At 69.1% G+C, this 14798-nt stretch carries 13 protein-coding genes; 9 read left to right on the top strand and 4 right to left on the bottom strand.

Translation table 11 applies throughout. The features are described from left to right. From ABD235_RS20045 to aceB, 5 genes are read left to right on the top strand one after another with little or no spacing between them, the layout of a single operon-like run. Window positions 1-930, top strand: a complete 930-nt coding sequence (locus tag ABD235_RS20045; protein WP_344176158.1) for a carbohydrate ABC transporter permease — start codon at window positions 1-3, stop codon at window positions 928-930. Further along, window positions 927-1742 (top strand): carbohydrate ABC transporter permease, encoded by an 816-nt coding sequence (locus ABD235_RS20040; RefSeq protein ID WP_344176156.1) that lies wholly within the window; start codon window positions 927-929, stop codon window positions 1740-1742. Before ABD235_RS20045 ends, ABD235_RS20040 begins: the two co-directional genes overlap by 4 nt. Further along, entirely contained in the window at window positions 1739-3205 is a 1467-nt protein-coding gene (locus tag ABD235_RS20035) for a glycoside hydrolase family protein (protein ID WP_344176154.1), read from the top strand. Before ABD235_RS20040 ends, ABD235_RS20035 begins: the two co-directional genes overlap by 4 nt. After that, window positions 3202-5259, top strand: coding sequence for an alpha-amylase family protein (locus tag ABD235_RS20030; protein ID WP_344176152.1), 2058 nt, complete (start codon window positions 3202-3204; stop codon window positions 5257-5259). Before ABD235_RS20035 ends, ABD235_RS20030 begins: the two co-directional genes overlap by 4 nt. 10 nt (window positions 5260-5269) lie before the next feature. After that, window positions 5270-6841 carry a malate synthase A gene (gene aceB, locus ABD235_RS20025; protein WP_344176151.1) on the top strand — a complete coding sequence of 524 codons (1572 nt, stop codon included), beginning with the start codon at window positions 5270-5272 and terminating at the stop codon, window positions 6839-6841. On the opposite strand, the gene ABD235_RS20020 is transcribed toward aceB, so the two are convergent. The 4 genes from ABD235_RS20020 to ABD235_RS20005 form a co-directional block, all read right to left on the bottom strand. Next, on the bottom strand, window positions 6823-7479 hold the full coding sequence (locus ABD235_RS20020; protein WP_344176149.1) for a Rid family hydrolase: 657 nt from the start codon (window positions 7477-7479) through the stop codon (window positions 6823-6825). The genes aceB and ABD235_RS20020 overlap by 19 nt on opposite strands. Then, complete coding sequence (locus ABD235_RS20015; RefSeq protein ID WP_344176148.1) at window positions 7476-9056, bottom strand: flavin monoamine oxidase family protein; 1581 nt, start codon at window positions 9054-9056, stop codon at window positions 7476-7478. The genes ABD235_RS20020 and ABD235_RS20015 overlap by 4 nt, the downstream gene beginning before the upstream one ends. Before the next feature lie 137 nt (window positions 9057-9193). Further along, on the bottom strand, window positions 9194-9997 hold the full coding sequence (locus ABD235_RS20010) for a S1 family peptidase (protein WP_344176146.1): 804 nt from the start codon (window positions 9995-9997) through the stop codon (window positions 9194-9196). A 49-nt stretch (window positions 9998-10046) separates the two neighbouring features. After that, a complete protein-coding gene (locus tag ABD235_RS20005; protein WP_344176145.1) occupies window positions 10047-11015 on the bottom strand; it encodes an iron-containing redox enzyme family protein in 969 nt (322 codons plus the stop codon). 67 nt (window positions 11016-11082) lie between these two features. Between ABD235_RS20005 and ABD235_RS20000 the strand changes: the two genes are divergently transcribed. From ABD235_RS20000 to ABD235_RS19985, 4 genes are read left to right on the top strand one after another with little or no spacing between them, the layout of a single operon-like run. Then, entirely contained in the window at window positions 11083-11283 is a 201-nt protein-coding gene (locus ABD235_RS20000) for a CDGSH iron-sulfur domain-containing protein (RefSeq protein WP_344176144.1), read from the top strand. A gap of 58 nt (window positions 11284-11341) precedes the next feature. Further along, on the top strand, window positions 11342-12100 hold the full coding sequence (locus ABD235_RS19995; RefSeq protein WP_344176143.1) for a GAF and ANTAR domain-containing protein: 759 nt from the start codon (window positions 11342-11344) through the stop codon (window positions 12098-12100). Window positions 12101-12158: 58 nt separating this feature from the next. Next, the gene (locus ABD235_RS19990) at window positions 12159-13127 is read left to right on the top strand and encodes a TIGR03885 family FMN-dependent LLM class oxidoreductase (protein WP_344176142.1); all 969 of its coding nucleotides are present in this window, start codon (window positions 12159-12161) and stop codon (window positions 13125-13127) included. Continuing rightward, the gene (locus tag ABD235_RS19985; protein WP_344176141.1) at window positions 13124-14797 is read left to right on the top strand and encodes an alpha-amylase family protein; all 1674 of its coding nucleotides are present in this window, start codon (window positions 13124-13126) and stop codon (window positions 14795-14797) included. Before ABD235_RS19990 ends, ABD235_RS19985 begins: the two co-directional genes overlap by 4 nt. The last annotated feature ends 1 nt before the right edge of the window (window position 14798 follow it).

Raw genomic sequence — 14798 nt, 5'->3', positions numbered from 1 at the left:
ATGGCAACGTTATCCCTGACCCGTAGCCGGCCGGTCGCCGTCGCCGGGGCCCGCCGCGAACGCCGTCGGCAGAACCTGGTCGGCTGGTTGTTCATCAGTCCGGTCGTGGTCGGCGTCGTGGTGTTCCAGTTCTTCCCGATCCTGGTCTCGATGGGCGCGTCGCTGACCAGCTGGAACGGCATCTCGGCGCCGAAGTTCGTCGGGCTGCGGAACTTCCGGGACCTGTTCGGCAACGACCCGTTGTTCGTGCAGACGTTCAAGAACACGATCTACTTCACGCTGGCCAGCATCCCGCTGACGATCGGCGTCGGGCTGGTGCTGGCCCTGCTCTGCTCCCGGCCGATCAAGGGCGTCGCGTTCTTCCGGACGGCGTACTTCGCGCCGTACGTGACGAACGTGGTCGCGATCGGGTTCGTCTGGTTCTGGTTCTTTCAGCCCGACAACGGGGTGATCAACGGGCTGCTCGGCCAGGTCGGGATCTCCGGGCCGCAGTGGCTGTCGAGCTCGACCTGGGCGATGCCGGCGGTGATCCTGGTGAGCGTCTGGCAGGGCATCGGGTACCCGATGATCATCCTGCTGGCCGGGCTGCAGGGCCTGCCCGAGGAGTACTTCGAGTCGGCCCGGATCGACGGCGCCGGGGCCTGGGCGCGGTTGCGGTTCATCACGCTGCCGCTGCTCACGCCACACTTCCTGTTCCTGCTGATCACCCAGTTCATCACGTCGTTCCAGGTGTTCGGGCTGATCTACGTGATGACCAAGGGCGGGCCGGGACACGCCACCAGCGTCTACATCTTCAACATCTACCAGAACGCGTTCGGCTTCGGGAAGGTCGGTTACGCGTCGGCGATGGCCTGGATCCTGTTCGCGGTGATCGCCGCCGTCACGTTCCTGCAGTGGCGGCTGCAGAAGAGGTGGGTGTTCTACACATGAGAATCGCCACCAAGACCTCGCAGTACGTCGTGATGACGCTGTTCGCGGTGGCCTTCCTGGCGCCGCTGGTGTGGATGATCAGCGCGTCGCTGCGGCCGGAGGCGCAGGTGCTGTCGGTGCCTCCGCAGTTCCTGCCCAAGGACGCGCAGTGGGACAACTACCGGCAGATCTTCGAGCTGATCCCGGTCTTCCTGTGGAACAGCGTGAAGCTCGCCGGGCTGAACGTGATCGGCATCCTGATCGTCGCGTCGATGGCGGGCTACGCCTTCGCCCGCTTGCGATTCGCCGGGCGGGACATCGCTTTCATGGTGCTGCTGGCCACCTCGATCATCCCGGGGATCGCGTACCTGATCCCGCAGTACATCGTGTTCCGGCACATCGGGTGGGTGGACACCCAGTACCCGCTGTGGGTGCCGAAGGTGCTCACGCCGGTCTTCGCGACCTTCCTGATGCGGCAGTCCTTCCTGACCGTGCCGAAGGAGCTGGAGGACGCCGGCAAGATCGACGGCGCCTCCACCTACGGCATCTACTGGCGGATCATGCTGCCGCAGACCAAACCGGCCCTGGCCGCGATCGGGGTGTTCACCTTCCTCGAGTCGTGGAACGACCTGTTCGGGCCGTTGATCTACGTCAACTCCGAGAACCTGCAGACGCTGCCGGTGGCGCTGGCCCAGTTCCAGGGCGAGTACTTCACCCAGATCAGTCTGCTGATGTGCGGTGCGACGGTCTCCGTCGTACCGGTGATCGCCGTCTTCCTTTTCGCGCAGCGCTATTTCATCCAAGGCATCACGATGACAGGAATGAAGGGGTGAGCGACGTGCCGGACCGGCTCGTAGCCATGCAGATCGGAGCGGTTTCGTTCGTCGACGAAGGCGTCGACCAGACACTGGACATCCTGGCCGAGCGGGGCGCGGTGAACGCGCTCTTCCTGGCCACGCCGACCTGGACCCGGGGCACCGGCGGGCGGCAGATTCCCGGGCACCCGATTCCCGACCACGGCGGCCAGGAGTACGACCTGGGCTGGGTCGGCGGCAACTACGCGACCACGCACCCGCAGTACTACGGCAACACCGTGCTCGGCGCGGCCGGCCAGGCGCCGGAGCACCCGGACCTGGACCTGCTGGAGACCGTGATCCCGAAGGCGAAGGAACGCGGGATGAAGTCGTTCGCCTGGATGGAGGAGAGCGGCGGGGCCCGGCAGCTGCGGACCTACCCGAACTTCGCCAAGGTGCTCGAGGTCGACCCGTGGTCGCGGCCCGGGCGACGGCCCTGTTTCAACAACCCGGACTACCGCAACTGGCATCTGGGGTTCGTCGAGGACTACCTGCAGAGCTACGACCTGGACGGTCTGGCCTGGTGCTCGGAGCGTCCGGGGCCGCTGAACATGCTGATGCAGGGCACGGTCGACGTGCCCGAGATCGGCTGCTTCTGCCCACACTGCAAGCAACTCGGCAAGGACCGCGGGATCGACGTCGACCGGGCGCAGCGCGGCTACCGCGAGCTGATCGAGTGGAACCAGCGGGTCGGCGCCGGTGAGCGTCCGGCCGACGGCGCCTTCGTCACGTTCTGGCGGATCCTGCTGAACTTCCCGGAGGTGCTGGCCTGGCAGACGGTCTGGACCGAGAGCCAGCGGCAGCTCTACCGCGACATCTACGGCGTCGCCAAGGCGATCAAGCCGGAGACCCAGGTCGGCTGGCACGTCTACCACAACATCTCGTTCAGCCCGTTCTACCGGGCCGACCAGGACTACGCCGAGATGGCGAAGTTCTCCGACTTCATCAAGGTGGTGATCTACAACAACTGCGCCGGGCCGCGCTTCTTCACCTGGGTGAAGAGCATCTGCGGCGCGCTGTTCGCGGACGCGGAGCCGGAAGACGTGTACCCGTTGATGATGAAGCTGCTGCAGCTCGACGAGGGCTCGTACGACAAGCTGCCGCAGACCGGTTTCACCGCGGACTACGTCCGGCGCGAGACCGAGCGAGCCGTCGCCGGCGTCGGTGGGCAGAGCGCGATCTACCCGGGGATCGACATCGACATCCCGGTCGGGGTGGCCAAGCAGCGCGGACTGGAGTCGCCGCGTGACCTCGGTACCAAGATCAACTGGGACGACAACGAGGGCGAGCTGACCCAGTGCACGCGCGACAGCGTGCGTGACGCCGTACTGGCTGCTTTCGAAGGCGGTGCCGAAGGTGTCGTGCTGAGCCGGAAGTACTCCGAGATGATGCTGGACAACCTGTCCGGGTCCGGCGACGCGCTGAAGAGCCTGGCCGGATGACCGGCGCACCCTGGTACCGGCGCACGCTGCGCTGGGCACAGACCAACCTGACCGAGAAGGACCCGGCCCGGTACGACGCGGACTGGTGGCGCGGCCAGTGGCGCCGGACCAGGGTGCAGGGTGTGATCGTCAACGCCGGCGGCATCGTCGCGTACTACCCGAGCAAGTTTCCGTTGCATCACCGGGCCGAGTTCCTCGGCGACCGCGACCTGTACGGCGAGATCGTGGCCGCGGCGCGGGAGGACGGGCTGACCGTGCTGGCCCGGATGGACTCCAACCGGGCCCACCAGCCCTTGTACGACGCGCATCCGGACTGGTTCGCTGTGGATGCCTCGGGTGAGCCCTATCGGGCGGGCGAGCTGTACGTCGCCTGCGTGACCGGGCCTTACTACCGGGACTTCCTGACCGGGGTGCTCGAGGAGATCATCGAGCGGACCGCGCCGGACGGGATCACGGACAACAGCTGGAGCGGGCTGGATCGGGAGCACATCTGCTACTGCGTCAACTGCTCCGGTTCGTTCAAGGAGCTCGTGGGGCTGGACCTCCCGCGGGCTGTCGACTGGGAGGACACGGCGTACCGGCGGTGGATCCGGTGGAGCTACGACCGGCGGCTGGCCGTGTGGGACCTGAACAACGAGGTGACACGGCGCGCGGGCGGGCCGGACTGCCTGTGGGTCGGGATGAACGGTGGCGACGTCGTTGCCCAGAGCAAACGACTGCGGGACGACGTCGCGATCTGCTCGCGGGCGCCGATCTTCTTCCTGGACTCGCAGTGGCGGCACGACGAGTCGGGCTTCCAGGCCAACGCCGACACGGGCAAGCGGCTGCACGGACTGCTGGGCTGGGACACGCTGATCCCGGAGAGCACGGCGATGTACGACGCGGGGACGCCGACGTTCCGGCTCGGGAGCAAGCCCGCGCCGGAGGCCCGGATGTGGGCGGTGGAGGGTTTCGCCGGCGGGATCCAGCCGTGGTGGCACCACATCGGGTCGGTGCACGAGGATCGGCGGCAGTACGCGACGGCGGAGTCGCTGTTCGCGTGGCACGCTTCGAACGAGCAGTACTTGGTGAGCCGGGAGCCAGTGGCAACTGTGGGTTTGCTGTGGAGTCAGCGCAGTGTGGACTTCCACGGGAAGGACGATCCGGAGACGGTGAGTCAGTTGCCGTACCGGGGGTGGGTGGATGCGTTGGTGCGCGCCCGCATCCCTTACATGCCGACCTCTGAAATCACTGGCTCTTTCGCAGTTCTGATCGTCCCCAATCTGGGCGTTCTGACCGATCGGCAATGTGCTGAGTTGACGACCTACGTCGAGGCCGGTGGTGCGTTGATCGTGACCGGCGAGTCGAGCCTGTACGACGAGTGGGGAGACCGCCGCTCCGACTTCGCGCTGGGCGAGCTGCTCGGCGTACGGCACACCGGGGAGCGGCGCGTCGGCGGGTCGTCGGGGAGCTGGGAGACGTACGACAGCCACAGCTACCTGCGGATCGAGGACCGTTCGGTGACCGACGGGTTCGACGGGACCGACCTGCTGCCGTTCGGTGGTGCGCTGGAAGTGGTTCAAGGGGCCGCCGCCTTGACGTTGGTGCCGCCGTTCCCGATCTACCCCCCGGAGAAGTCGTGGATGGCGGAGCCGCGCACCGACGTACCGGCGCTGGTGCTGGGTGAGCGGACGGCGTACCTGGCGGCTGATCTGGACCGGCTCTACGCCCGTTACCACCACCCGGACCACGGGCGGTTGCTGGCGAACCTGGTGCGGCGGTTCGCCGGGGAGCTTCCGCTGAAGGTGGACGGCGCGGGCGTGCTGGACTGCCAGGTCTACCGGCAGGGCGAGCGGACCGTGGTGCACCTGGTCAACCTCGACCAGGGTGGCGCGTGGCGCGGGCGGCTGGAGGAGTTCACACCGGCCGGGCCGTTCACGGTGTCGGTCCGGGCGAGCGGGAGCCGGGCGGCGCTGCTGGTCGACGGCGGGGAGGCCGCGGTGACGCCGGAGGACGGCTGGATTACGGTCGAGGTGGAACGCATCACGGATCACGAAGTGTTGGTCGTCGAGTAGAGGAGAACTGGTGGCAGTCGAGGTCACGGGACCGATGCACGAGCGGTACGACGAGATCCTGAGCGAGCGGGCGCTCGCGCTGGTCGAGCAGCTGCACCGCGCGCTGAACCCGCGCCGCCTGGAGCTGCTGGAGCGGCGCCGGGCCCGGGTCGAGGAGATCGCGGCGGGCGGGTCGCTCGGCTTCCTGGCCGAGACCGCCGCCGTCCGGGAGGACCCGGACTGGCGGGTCGCCGAGCCGGCGCCGGGGCTGGTCGACCGACGGGTGGAGATCACCGGGCCGACCGACCAGAAGATGACGATCAACGCGCTGAACTCCGGCGCGAAGGTCTGGCTGGCCGACCACGAGGACGCGAACACGCCGCTGTGGGAGAACGTGATCGGCGGGCAGCTCAACCTGCTCGACGCGGTCACGCGGAAGATCGACTTCACCAGCGACGCCGGCAAGTCGTACGCGCTGAAGCCGGACGACGAGCTGGCCACCATCGTGGTCCGGCCGCGCGGCTGGCACCTGCCGGAGAAGCACCTGCTGGTCGACGGCGAGCGGACGTCGGGCGCGCTGGTCGACTTCGCGCTCTACCTGACCGCCTGCGGCCAGCTGCAGCTCGACCGCGGCCAGGGCCCGTACTTCTACCTGCCGAAGATGGAGTCGCACCTCGAGGCGCGGCTGTGGAACGACGCGTTCGTACTGGCGCAGGAGTTCCTCGGCATGCCGCGCGGCACGATCCGGGCCACGGTCCTGATCGAGACGTACCCGGCGGCGTTCGAGATGGAGGAGATCCTGTACGAGCTGCGCGAGCACTCGGCCGGGCTGAACGCGGGGCGCTGGGACTTCATGTTCAGCGTGATCAAGACCTACCGGACCCGCGGCGCCGACTTCCAGCTGCCGGACCGCAACAGCGTGACGATGACGGTTCCGTTCATGCGGGCCTACACCGAGCTCCTGGTCCGGACCTGCCACAAGCGCGGCGCGCACGCGATCGGCGGAATGGCGGCGTTCATCCCGAGCAAGGACCCGGCGGTCAACGAGCAGGCCTTCGCCAAGGTCGAGGCCGACAAGACGCGCGAGGCCGGCGACGGCTTCGACGGCTCCTGGGTCGCGCACCCCGGCATGGTCGAGACCTGCCGCGCGGTCTTCGACAAGGTCCTCGGCTCCTCGCCGAACCAGCTGGACAAGCTCCGCGAGGACGTCGAGGTCACCGCCGACCAGCTCCTCGACGTCGCCGCCACCCCCGGCGAGGTCACCGAGGCCGGCCTGCGCAACAACATCAGCGTCGCCATCCAGTACCTCGCGGCCTGGCTGAAGGGCACCGGCGCCGTCGGCATCTTCAACCTGATGGAGGACGCCGCCACCGCCGAGATCTCCCGCTCGCAGATCTGGCAGTGGCGGCGCAACGCGGTCGTGCTCGACACCGGCGCCGTCGTCACCGCCGAGCTGGTGACGACGATCGCCGACGAGGAGATCGCCAAGCTCGGCGACGACCCCACGGCGTACGCAGACGCCCGCGAAACCTTCCTCGAGGTCGCGATCGCCGACGACTACGCCGACTTCCTCACCCTCCCGGCCTACGAGCGCATGCCGTAGGCGGCGTCCACCTCCACTTCGACCAGCCAGCCGGCGACCGGGAGGTTCTCGATCTCGAGGGCGAAGCGGGACGGTCGCGCCTTGTTGACCACGAACGGTTTGGCGGGCGCGGCCGTGCCGAGCGGGACGGGGACGAACTCGCCGGTGGTCAGGTCGGTGTTCGCGAAGTACTGGCGGTAGGCGCGGTTCCAGCCGGCGAAGTCGGCCGTGGCCGCGCCGGACGGGTTCTGCAGGAAGACGCGCATCGTGTAGACGTCGTCGTAGGAGAGCCCGGCGGCCTTCAGGTTCTCGCCGATCCGGCGCAGGGCGTTGATGCCCTGCGCCTCGGTGATCGTCACCCCGGCCGGCAGCACGCCGCCGGGGAAGACCGCGGTGTCGACGTACGACGCCTCGCTGCCCGCGGGGGCGCCGGTGTTGAGGGCCGCCGGACCGAGGCCGGAGGTCTTGTAGACGGCGGTGTTCGCCCCGATGCCGACGCCGGTGGCGATCATCGGGTTGGCCTGGCCGGCCGGCAGAGCCGGTACGACGGTGCCCGGGCGCGGTGGCTTCGGCCGGTCCCACCAGCCGTTCGCCGTACCGGCTCCGGCGGTGAAGGTGACGCCCAGGACGGCGACGCCGGCGAGCAGTTTGCGTTTCATCGGCTGGTCACTCTCGTGTGGAGGGCGGTCACGGTGGCGCGGGCGGAGACCATCGCGCCGTGCTGCCAGGCGATCGCGTGGCTGAGGTGGTCGCCGGCGAAGTAGATGTTGCCGGTGGCCTCGAGCAGGGCGGCGTACGTGCTGTCGGTCTGGGACGGCCAGCCGACCCACGAGCCGCGGGAGTACTCGGTGCCGGCCCAGTCGACCGAGAACGACGCCTTGATGTCCCGGCCGTACACGTCGCCGTGAATCTTGGTGCCCTGGGCAACGGCTCGGTCGAGCCGGGCGGCCGGGCTGAGTGCGCCGTACGCCGTCGCGTTGGCGCCGGTGTTGTAGTAGCCGATCACCGTGCCCTTGTCACCGTGGAAGCCGCTGGAGGGGTACCAGGTGTTGACGATGTCGAGGTTGCTGTTCGTGATCCCGCCGTAGATCCGGTGGTCCTGCTCCCACCAGCGGCGCGAGTACTCGATGCCGATCTTGCCCGCGTTGGTCGGCCGGGCGTAGCGCAGCGACGCCAGGACGTTGTCCGGCAGGTTGGACGGGACGGTCGCGGCGATGTGCGGCGGCAGGGCGCAGATCGCGAAGTCGGCCTTGAGCTCGCGCGGCCGCGCGCCGGTGCTGTAGACGACGGTGACGCCCTCGGAGGTGTTGCGCAGGCCGAGCACCTTCGCGCCGTACACGAACTTGTCCCGGCCGATCGCCTGCTCGAACGCGTACGGGATCCGGTCCATCCCGCCGACCGGCTGGAACATCATCATCGCCTGGTCCCAGCCGAACTCGAACGAGAAGTAGTTCCCGACCCCGCTGGCCAGCACGTCGCTCAGCCCGTACGGCGTCGCGGTGGTGCCGCCCTCGAGACCGGCGCCCGGCTCCACGACGTACCCGCGCCGGCCGTCGGTGCCGGTGTAGGCGAAGCCGTCGGCCTTCGCGCCGATCGCGCCGAAGCTGCGCAGGAAGCTGATCAGCGCGTCCTTGTCGGTCGCGGTCAACGCCGCGTCGAGGGCGCCCTGGTCGGTGGCCTTGGCGAGCAGCTCGGAGACGTAGCCGTAGACGTCCGCCTTGGCGGTGCGGTGCCGGATCGGCTTGTTGGACAGGGCTGTGGCGCCCTCGCGGTACAGGTAGGCGTCGGCGTTCTGGTTGACGAACGGCTCGATCGCGACGCCGAGCTCGCGGCAGTAGTCGAGCGTGACGTGGTGCTGCGGGATCCGGCCGGGACCGGCGTTCATGTACTGGCCGGACGAGAACCTGGCCGTCTGGGTGTTGCCGTGCAGGTCCTTCTCGACGGTCCCGTTGCGGACCGTCCAGTTCCGCCCGCCGGGGCGCTTGCGGGCTTCCAGCAACGTCACCTGGTAGCCGGCCTTGCGCAGCTCGTACGCCGAGGTCAGGCCGGCGATGCCCGCGCCGAGGATCACGACGTGCTTGCGGCCGCGACCGTTGAGCTCGATCCGCGTCGGGGCGGCGTACGCGGGGGTTTCGGCGGCACCGGTCAGGCCGAGTGCGCCCATCGCGGAGTACATCACACCGGCGCCACCGGTGATGCCGACTTGCTGGAGGAACTGCCTTCTCGACTGCGCCATGCCATCTCCTCACTGAGCAGCTCTGGGGGTAGCTGCTCAGGAAGGTAATGACAAAGCGTTTCCGCCCGATATCGGATCAGTGACCGACTGACGCCGGACTCGTCGGTATTGTTACCGGTTGACGAAGCTGTCCGGGATCACTTGCCGAACTGGGCCTGGAGGGTCTTCACCGCGGGCGCGATCTCGGCGTAGACGCCGGGGTAGCCCTTCTCCGCGCAGCCCTTGCCCCAGGAGACGGTGCCGAGCAGGCGGCCGTTGAGGACCAGCGGCCCGCCGGAGTCGCCCTGGCAGGCGTCCTTGCCGCCTTCCGGGTAGCCGGCGCAGATGTTGTTGGCGGCGGCGTAGCCGTTGTCGACGTACTCGGGGTTGCCCAGGCAGGTCGCGTCCCCGAGGTCCGGGACAGCGAGTTTGTGGAAGGTGTCGGCGGGGCCGGTGTCCCTGGTGTCGCCCCAGCCGAAGACGGTCGGGACGACGCCCTTGCGGTCGGCCTTCGGGTTGGTCTCCAGGGCGATCAGCGGGACACCGGTGATCGGCGTGCTCAGGGTCAGTACGGCGAAGTCGTTGCGGTTGAGCTTGTCGTCGTACCCGGGATGGATCCAGACCTTGCTGACCTGGGACGTCCGCCCGCCGCGGGTGTCGAGCAGCTCGGCGCGGCCCTGGACGACGGTGTAGGTCCCGATCGGCTTGGTCATGCAGTGCGCGGCGGTCAGCACCTTGTTCGGCCGGACCAGCGCGCCGCCGCACCAGCGGCCGCTGTCGTTGGAGGACCGCGAGTTGGTCAGCGCGATCGCCCACGGCGCCTCCGACAGCGCCGCGAGCGTGCCACCGACGATCAGACTTCGGTCCGTCCGGTCCTGTCCGGGCTGGTGCGTCGCGGCCGTCGCGACCCCCGAGACAGTCAGAACCAGAACACCGGCGATCGCCATGGCACGCTTCATCATGCGCACGAACCTACTCTCAGTGCGCGCCTGATTGCGGTAGGCGACCGGGTCAGCTGGCGACTTGTCCTTCCTGCCCGGCGTTCCACGCGGTCAGCAGGTGCTCGGCGACCAGGTTGTCGAGCGCCAGGCAGCAGGCGGCGCCGAACAGGATGTCGGGGACGGCGTCCGGGTTCTCCTCGGCGTACTGGCCGCAGAGGTCGTGCGCGGCGATCTGCTCGTGGACGGCGTCCGCCTCGACGTGCTCGGTGAAGTAGCGGGCCTGCTCCTCGGTCGCGCCGAGCCGGGCCGCGCCGCTGGCGTAGCGGCGGTTGGGCAGGGTCGACGTCATCTCGAGCGCCGCCAGGTGGCCGAGCAGCGCGCCGGTCCAGCGGCTGTGCAGGGCGAACAGCGACATCGCGTTGGACAGCGCGAGGGTGACGCCGGGGACGTCCGGGACGTAGCGGCCGTAGGTGTCGTCGAGGTCGAGCCAGCGCATCGTCGTACGGAAGAGCTCGGCGTGCATGCGTTCGGCCCGGCCGCCGCCGTACTCGTCGGCCTGGATCTCCACCAGGGCGGCCTTCACGGCGCCGTCGAGGCGGGGGATGCCGTAGCTGTGCGGATCGGCCTCCTTGAGCTGGTAGACCGAGCGGTTCAGGAGGAACTCGCGGAACTGCTCGCGGGTGGCGTGCCGGTGCAGGTACGCCGCCAGCGACGGGCCGTCGTCGGCGTCGATCAGCCGGCGGAGCTGGACGGCGACCGGCTCGGTGGCCGAGGGCTCGGGCTTGACGAGCGTCGACAGCCACTCGGTGAAAGGCCGCTCGAGCTCGGCCCGGAACGCGAGCAGGACCGGGTCCCACTCGGCGTCCGCGGCGACGTCGTCGAAACCGCGGTAGTGCAGCTCGTAGCAGCACCACAGCGCGAGCTGGAAGTCGTCGTCGAGCACCTGACCGGGGGCAGGGTGCGCGCTCGGCGTACCGGTGCCGCGCAGGTGGTCGATCACCCAGGCGCTGAGGGGACCGCGAGGGGGTGGCAATTGCATCAAGTGCTCCTTTGAACCCGTTGAGTACTCCAGTACCCCGATTCATGCCGCCGGGTACCGGACGGTCATGAGCGACTCCGTGATCCGCGCCTACCCCGACGGCCCCCTGATCGTCCGCGGCGACTTCACCCTGCAGGACGAGAACGGCGAAGAGATCACCCCTGAGCGGGGCACGATCGCCCTGTGCCGCTGCGGCCGGTCGGCGCTGAAGCCGTTGTGCGACGGGACCCATGCCCTGACCCGCCGGGGGCCTCGCGCGGGGAAGTGACCGCCGCCTTCCTGGGGAGAGTGAGGCACACTGGCGGGGAGATCGTTGGGGAGGATGCATGGTGATGGAATCGGTGGAGGCCGAGACACCGCTGGACCTGGGGCAGCTGGCGGGGGCGATGGCCGAGGTGGCGGCTGCGATGCGGGCGCCGATGGACCTCGACCAGACGCTGCGGATGATCACGCAGAGTGCCGCCGACACGGTGCCGGGCGTGGTCGAGGCGAGCATTTCGCTGACCCGCAAGGACGGCCGGATCGAGACGCTCGCGCCGACCGGTCCGCTGGCGGTCCAGGGCGACCAGTTGCAGTACGACCTGCACGAAGGCCCCTGCCTGGACGCCGCGCTCGGCGAGCCGGTCGTGACGGTCGGCGACCTGGCGACCGACCCGCGCTGGCCGTCCTTCGGCCCGAAGGCCGCCGCGCTCGGCCTGGGCGGCCACCTCGCCTTCCAGTTTCGCGCCGACCCGCACGCCCGCGGCGCGCTCAACCTGTACTCCACCGAGCCCTACGGCATCGACGACGACTCCGTGCACCTCGGCAGCCTGTTCGCCGGTCAGCTCGCGCTGGCGATGGGCTGGGCCAAGCAGGACGCGACGATGTCCGACGCGCTCGCCACCCGCAACGTGATCGGCCAGGCCGTCGGCATCGTGATGGAGCGGTACACGCTGGACGCCGACCGCGCGTTCGCCTTCCTGACCCGGCTGTCGCAGACCAGCAACACCAAGCTCCGCCGCGTCGCGGTCACCCTGGTCGACGCCGCCAACAAGAACTCACAGCGGCACCAGCACGATCATCACCAGGGGGCGGGCAAGGCCTAGCACCCGACGGGGGACAAGCCACACGTGTGGCGGCGGGCCTGGCCGGGCACGGGGACGTATGACTGTCTACGGCTTTCACGCCTCGCACGAACAGGTCCCGCCCGCCGACCTGCTGCAAGCGGTGGTGCGGGCGGAGCAGGCCGGCTTCACCGCGGCGATGTGCTCGGACCACTTCAGCCCCTGGAGCATCCGCCAGAACGAGTCCGGGTTCGCCTGGTCCTGGCTCGGTGCGGCGCTGCAGGCGACCGAGCTCACCTTCGGAGTGGTCAACGCACCCGGCCAGCGCTACCACCCGGCGATCATCGCCCAGGCAATCAGCACCCTGGCCTCCATGTACCCCGGGCGGTTCTGGGCCGCGCTGGGCACCGGTGAGGCCAGCAACGAGCACATCACCGGCGAGGGCTGGCCCCGCAAGGAGCAGCGGACCGAGCGGCTCGAGCAGGCGGTCGACGTGATGCGCCGGCTGCTGCGAGGCGACGAGGTCAGCCACGACGGCCTGGTCACGGTCGACCGGGCCCGGCTCTGGACCCTCCCCACCGAGGTCCCCGCACTGCTCGGCGCGGCCGTCTCGGAACGTACGGCGAAGTGGTGCGCCGGCTGGGCCGACGGCCTGATCACCGTCAACGCCGAACCCGACACCCTGCGCCGCCTGATCGCGGCGTACAAGGACGCCGGTGGGCGCGGAAAGGTGTGCCTGCAGGTGCACCTGAGCTACGCGGCCACCGACGAGGAGGCGCTGGCGATCGCCCACGACCAGTGGCGCAGCAACGTGTTCCCGCCGCCGTTCTGCTGGGACACCGACACCGCCGAGGCCTTCGACCTGGCCGCCGAGCACGTGCCGCCGGAGGCGATGCACAAGACCGTGCACGTCTCCTCCGACCCGGGCCGCCACGCCGACTGGCTCAACGAGTACGCCGAACTGGGCTTCGACGCGATCTACCTGCACCACGTCGGCCAGGAGCAGTCGGAGTTCGTCGACACCTTCGGTGCGAAGGTGCTGCCGCAGCTGGAGGTGACCCGCCCGTGAGGCTGACCGAGACCGCCGACGTCTGGTGGAAGAACGCCGTCGTCTACTGCCTGGACATCGAGACCTTCTTCGACACCGACGGCGACGGCCGCGGAGACATCCGCGGGCTGTCGCAGCGGATCGACCACCTGGCCGAGCTGGGCGTCACCTGTCTGTGGCTGATGCCGTTCTACCCGACGCCGGACCGCGACGACGGCTACGACATCACCGACTTCTACGGCGTCGACCCGCGCCTGGGGACGCACGGCGACCTGGTCGAGCTGATCACGCTGGCCAAGGACCGGGGCATCCGGGTGATCGCCGACCTGGTGGTCAACCACACGTCGGACCAGCACCCCTGGTTCCAGAGCGCCCGGGCGTCGCGCCAGTCGCCGTACCGGGACTGGTACGTCTGGCGGGACCAGCCGCCGGAGAACGCGTCGGAGGGGATCGTCTTCCCCGACCAGGAGACCAGCCTCTGGCAGTACGACGAGCAGGCGGGCCAGTACTACCTGCACCGGTTCTACAAGCACCAGCCCGACCTGGACATCACCAACCCGGAGGTGCGCGACGAGATCATCCGGGTGATCGGCTTCTGGCTGCAGCTGGGGATCTCCGGCTTCCGGGTGGACGCCGTACCGTTCCTGCTCGACACCGACGGCGCGCTGGACCCGGAGCACCTGCCGGACCCGCACGACTACCTGCGCGACCTGCGGGCGTTCCTGAGCCGGCGGAGCGGTCAGGCGGTGCTGCTGGGCGAGGTCAACCTGCCGTACAAGGAGACCCGGCAGTTCTTCGGGGACGAGGACGGCGACGAGCTGACCATGTGCTTCGACTTCATCGGGATGCAGAAGATGTACCTGTCACTGGCCCAGCAGGACCCGGCCGAGCTGGTCAAGGCGATCCGCGAGCGGCCTGCTCCGCCGGAAGAGGCGCAGTGGGGCACGTTCGTGCGCAACCACGACGAGCTGACGCTGGACAAGCTCACCGAGGACGAGAAGCAGGAGGTGTTCGCCGCCTTCGGTCCGGACGAGTCGATGCAGCTGTACGGCCGGGGACTGCGCCGGCGGCTGCCTCCGATGCTCGGCAACGACCAGGCGCGGCTCCGGATGGTCTACAGCCTGCTGTTCTCGCTGCCGGGCACTCCGGTGCTGTTCTACGGCGAGGAGATCGGTATGGGTGAGAACCTGGCCGCCGAGGGGCGCAACGCCGTACGGTCGCCGATGCAGTGGACCAACTCGGTCAACGGCGGCTTCTCCACCGCCGACGCCGCTGAGCTGGCCGCTCCGGTCGTCACTGGCGACCTGTCGCCCGAGCATGTCAACGTCGCCGCTCAGCGCCGCGATCCGGACTCCCTGCTCAACTGGATCAAGTTGCTGATCCAGCGCTACCGGGAGACGCCTGAACTGTCCTGGGGCGACTGCACGGTGCTGGAGCACGAGTCGCCGTCGGTCTTCGCGCACCTGACCGAGTGCGAAGGCGGGACCGTCGTCACCGCGCACAACTTCTCCGACCAGCCCGCGACCGTCACCCTCGCGGTGGCGGGTGCGGGCGTCGGCGTACGGGCTGTGGACCTGCTGCAACCGCTGGAGGCCGACGTCACCGAGGACGGAACTCTCCAGCTCGAGCTGGAGCCCTACGGATGCCGCTGGCTGCGCATCCTGCACCCGGGCGACCGCTACATCCTCTGAG

Source organism: Kribbella lupini, assembly GCF_039529595.1.
GTDB classification, from domain to species: Bacteria; Actinomycetota; Actinomycetes; order Propionibacteriales; family Kribbellaceae; genus Kribbella; species Kribbella lupini.
The sequence above is the reverse complement of the archived record's forward strand: the minus strand, read 5'-3'. Positions and strand labels throughout refer to the sequence as shown.

Bases quoted from the DNA above. Each gene is read 5' to 3' on its own strand.
- ABD235_RS20045 (WP_344176158.1), top strand. From the start codon at position 1: ATGGCAACGTTATCCCTGACCCGTAGCCGGCCGGTCGCCGTCGCCGGG.
- ABD235_RS20030 (WP_344176152.1), top strand. From the start codon at position 3,202: ATGACCGGCGCACCCTGGTACCGGCGCACGCTGCGCTGGGCACAGACC.
- ABD235_RS20020 (WP_344176149.1), bottom strand. From the start codon at position 7,479: ATGAAACGCAAACTGCTCGCCGGCGTCGCCGTCCTGGGCGTCACCTTC.
- ABD235_RS19995 (WP_344176143.1), top strand. From the start codon at position 11,342: ATGGTGATGGAATCGGTGGAGGCCGAGACACCGCTGGACCTGGGGCAG.
- ABD235_RS20010 (WP_344176146.1), bottom strand. From the start codon at position 9,997: ATGATGAAGCGTGCCATGGCGATCGCCGGTGTTCTGGTTCTGACTGTC.
- ABD235_RS20000 (WP_344176144.1), top strand. From the start codon at position 11,083: ATGAGCGACTCCGTGATCCGCGCCTACCCCGACGGCCCCCTGATCGTC.
- ABD235_RS19990 (WP_344176142.1), top strand. From the start codon at position 12,159: ATGACTGTCTACGGCTTTCACGCCTCGCACGAACAGGTCCCGCCCGCC.
- ABD235_RS20015 (WP_344176148.1), bottom strand. From the start codon at position 9,056: ATGGCGCAGTCGAGAAGGCAGTTCCTCCAGCAAGTCGGCATCACCGGT.
- ABD235_RS20040 (WP_344176156.1), top strand. From the start codon at position 927: ATGAGAATCGCCACCAAGACCTCGCAGTACGTCGTGATGACGCTGTTC.
- ABD235_RS20005 (WP_344176145.1), bottom strand. From the start codon at position 11,015: ATGCAATTGCCACCCCCTCGCGGTCCCCTCAGCGCCTGGGTGATCGAC.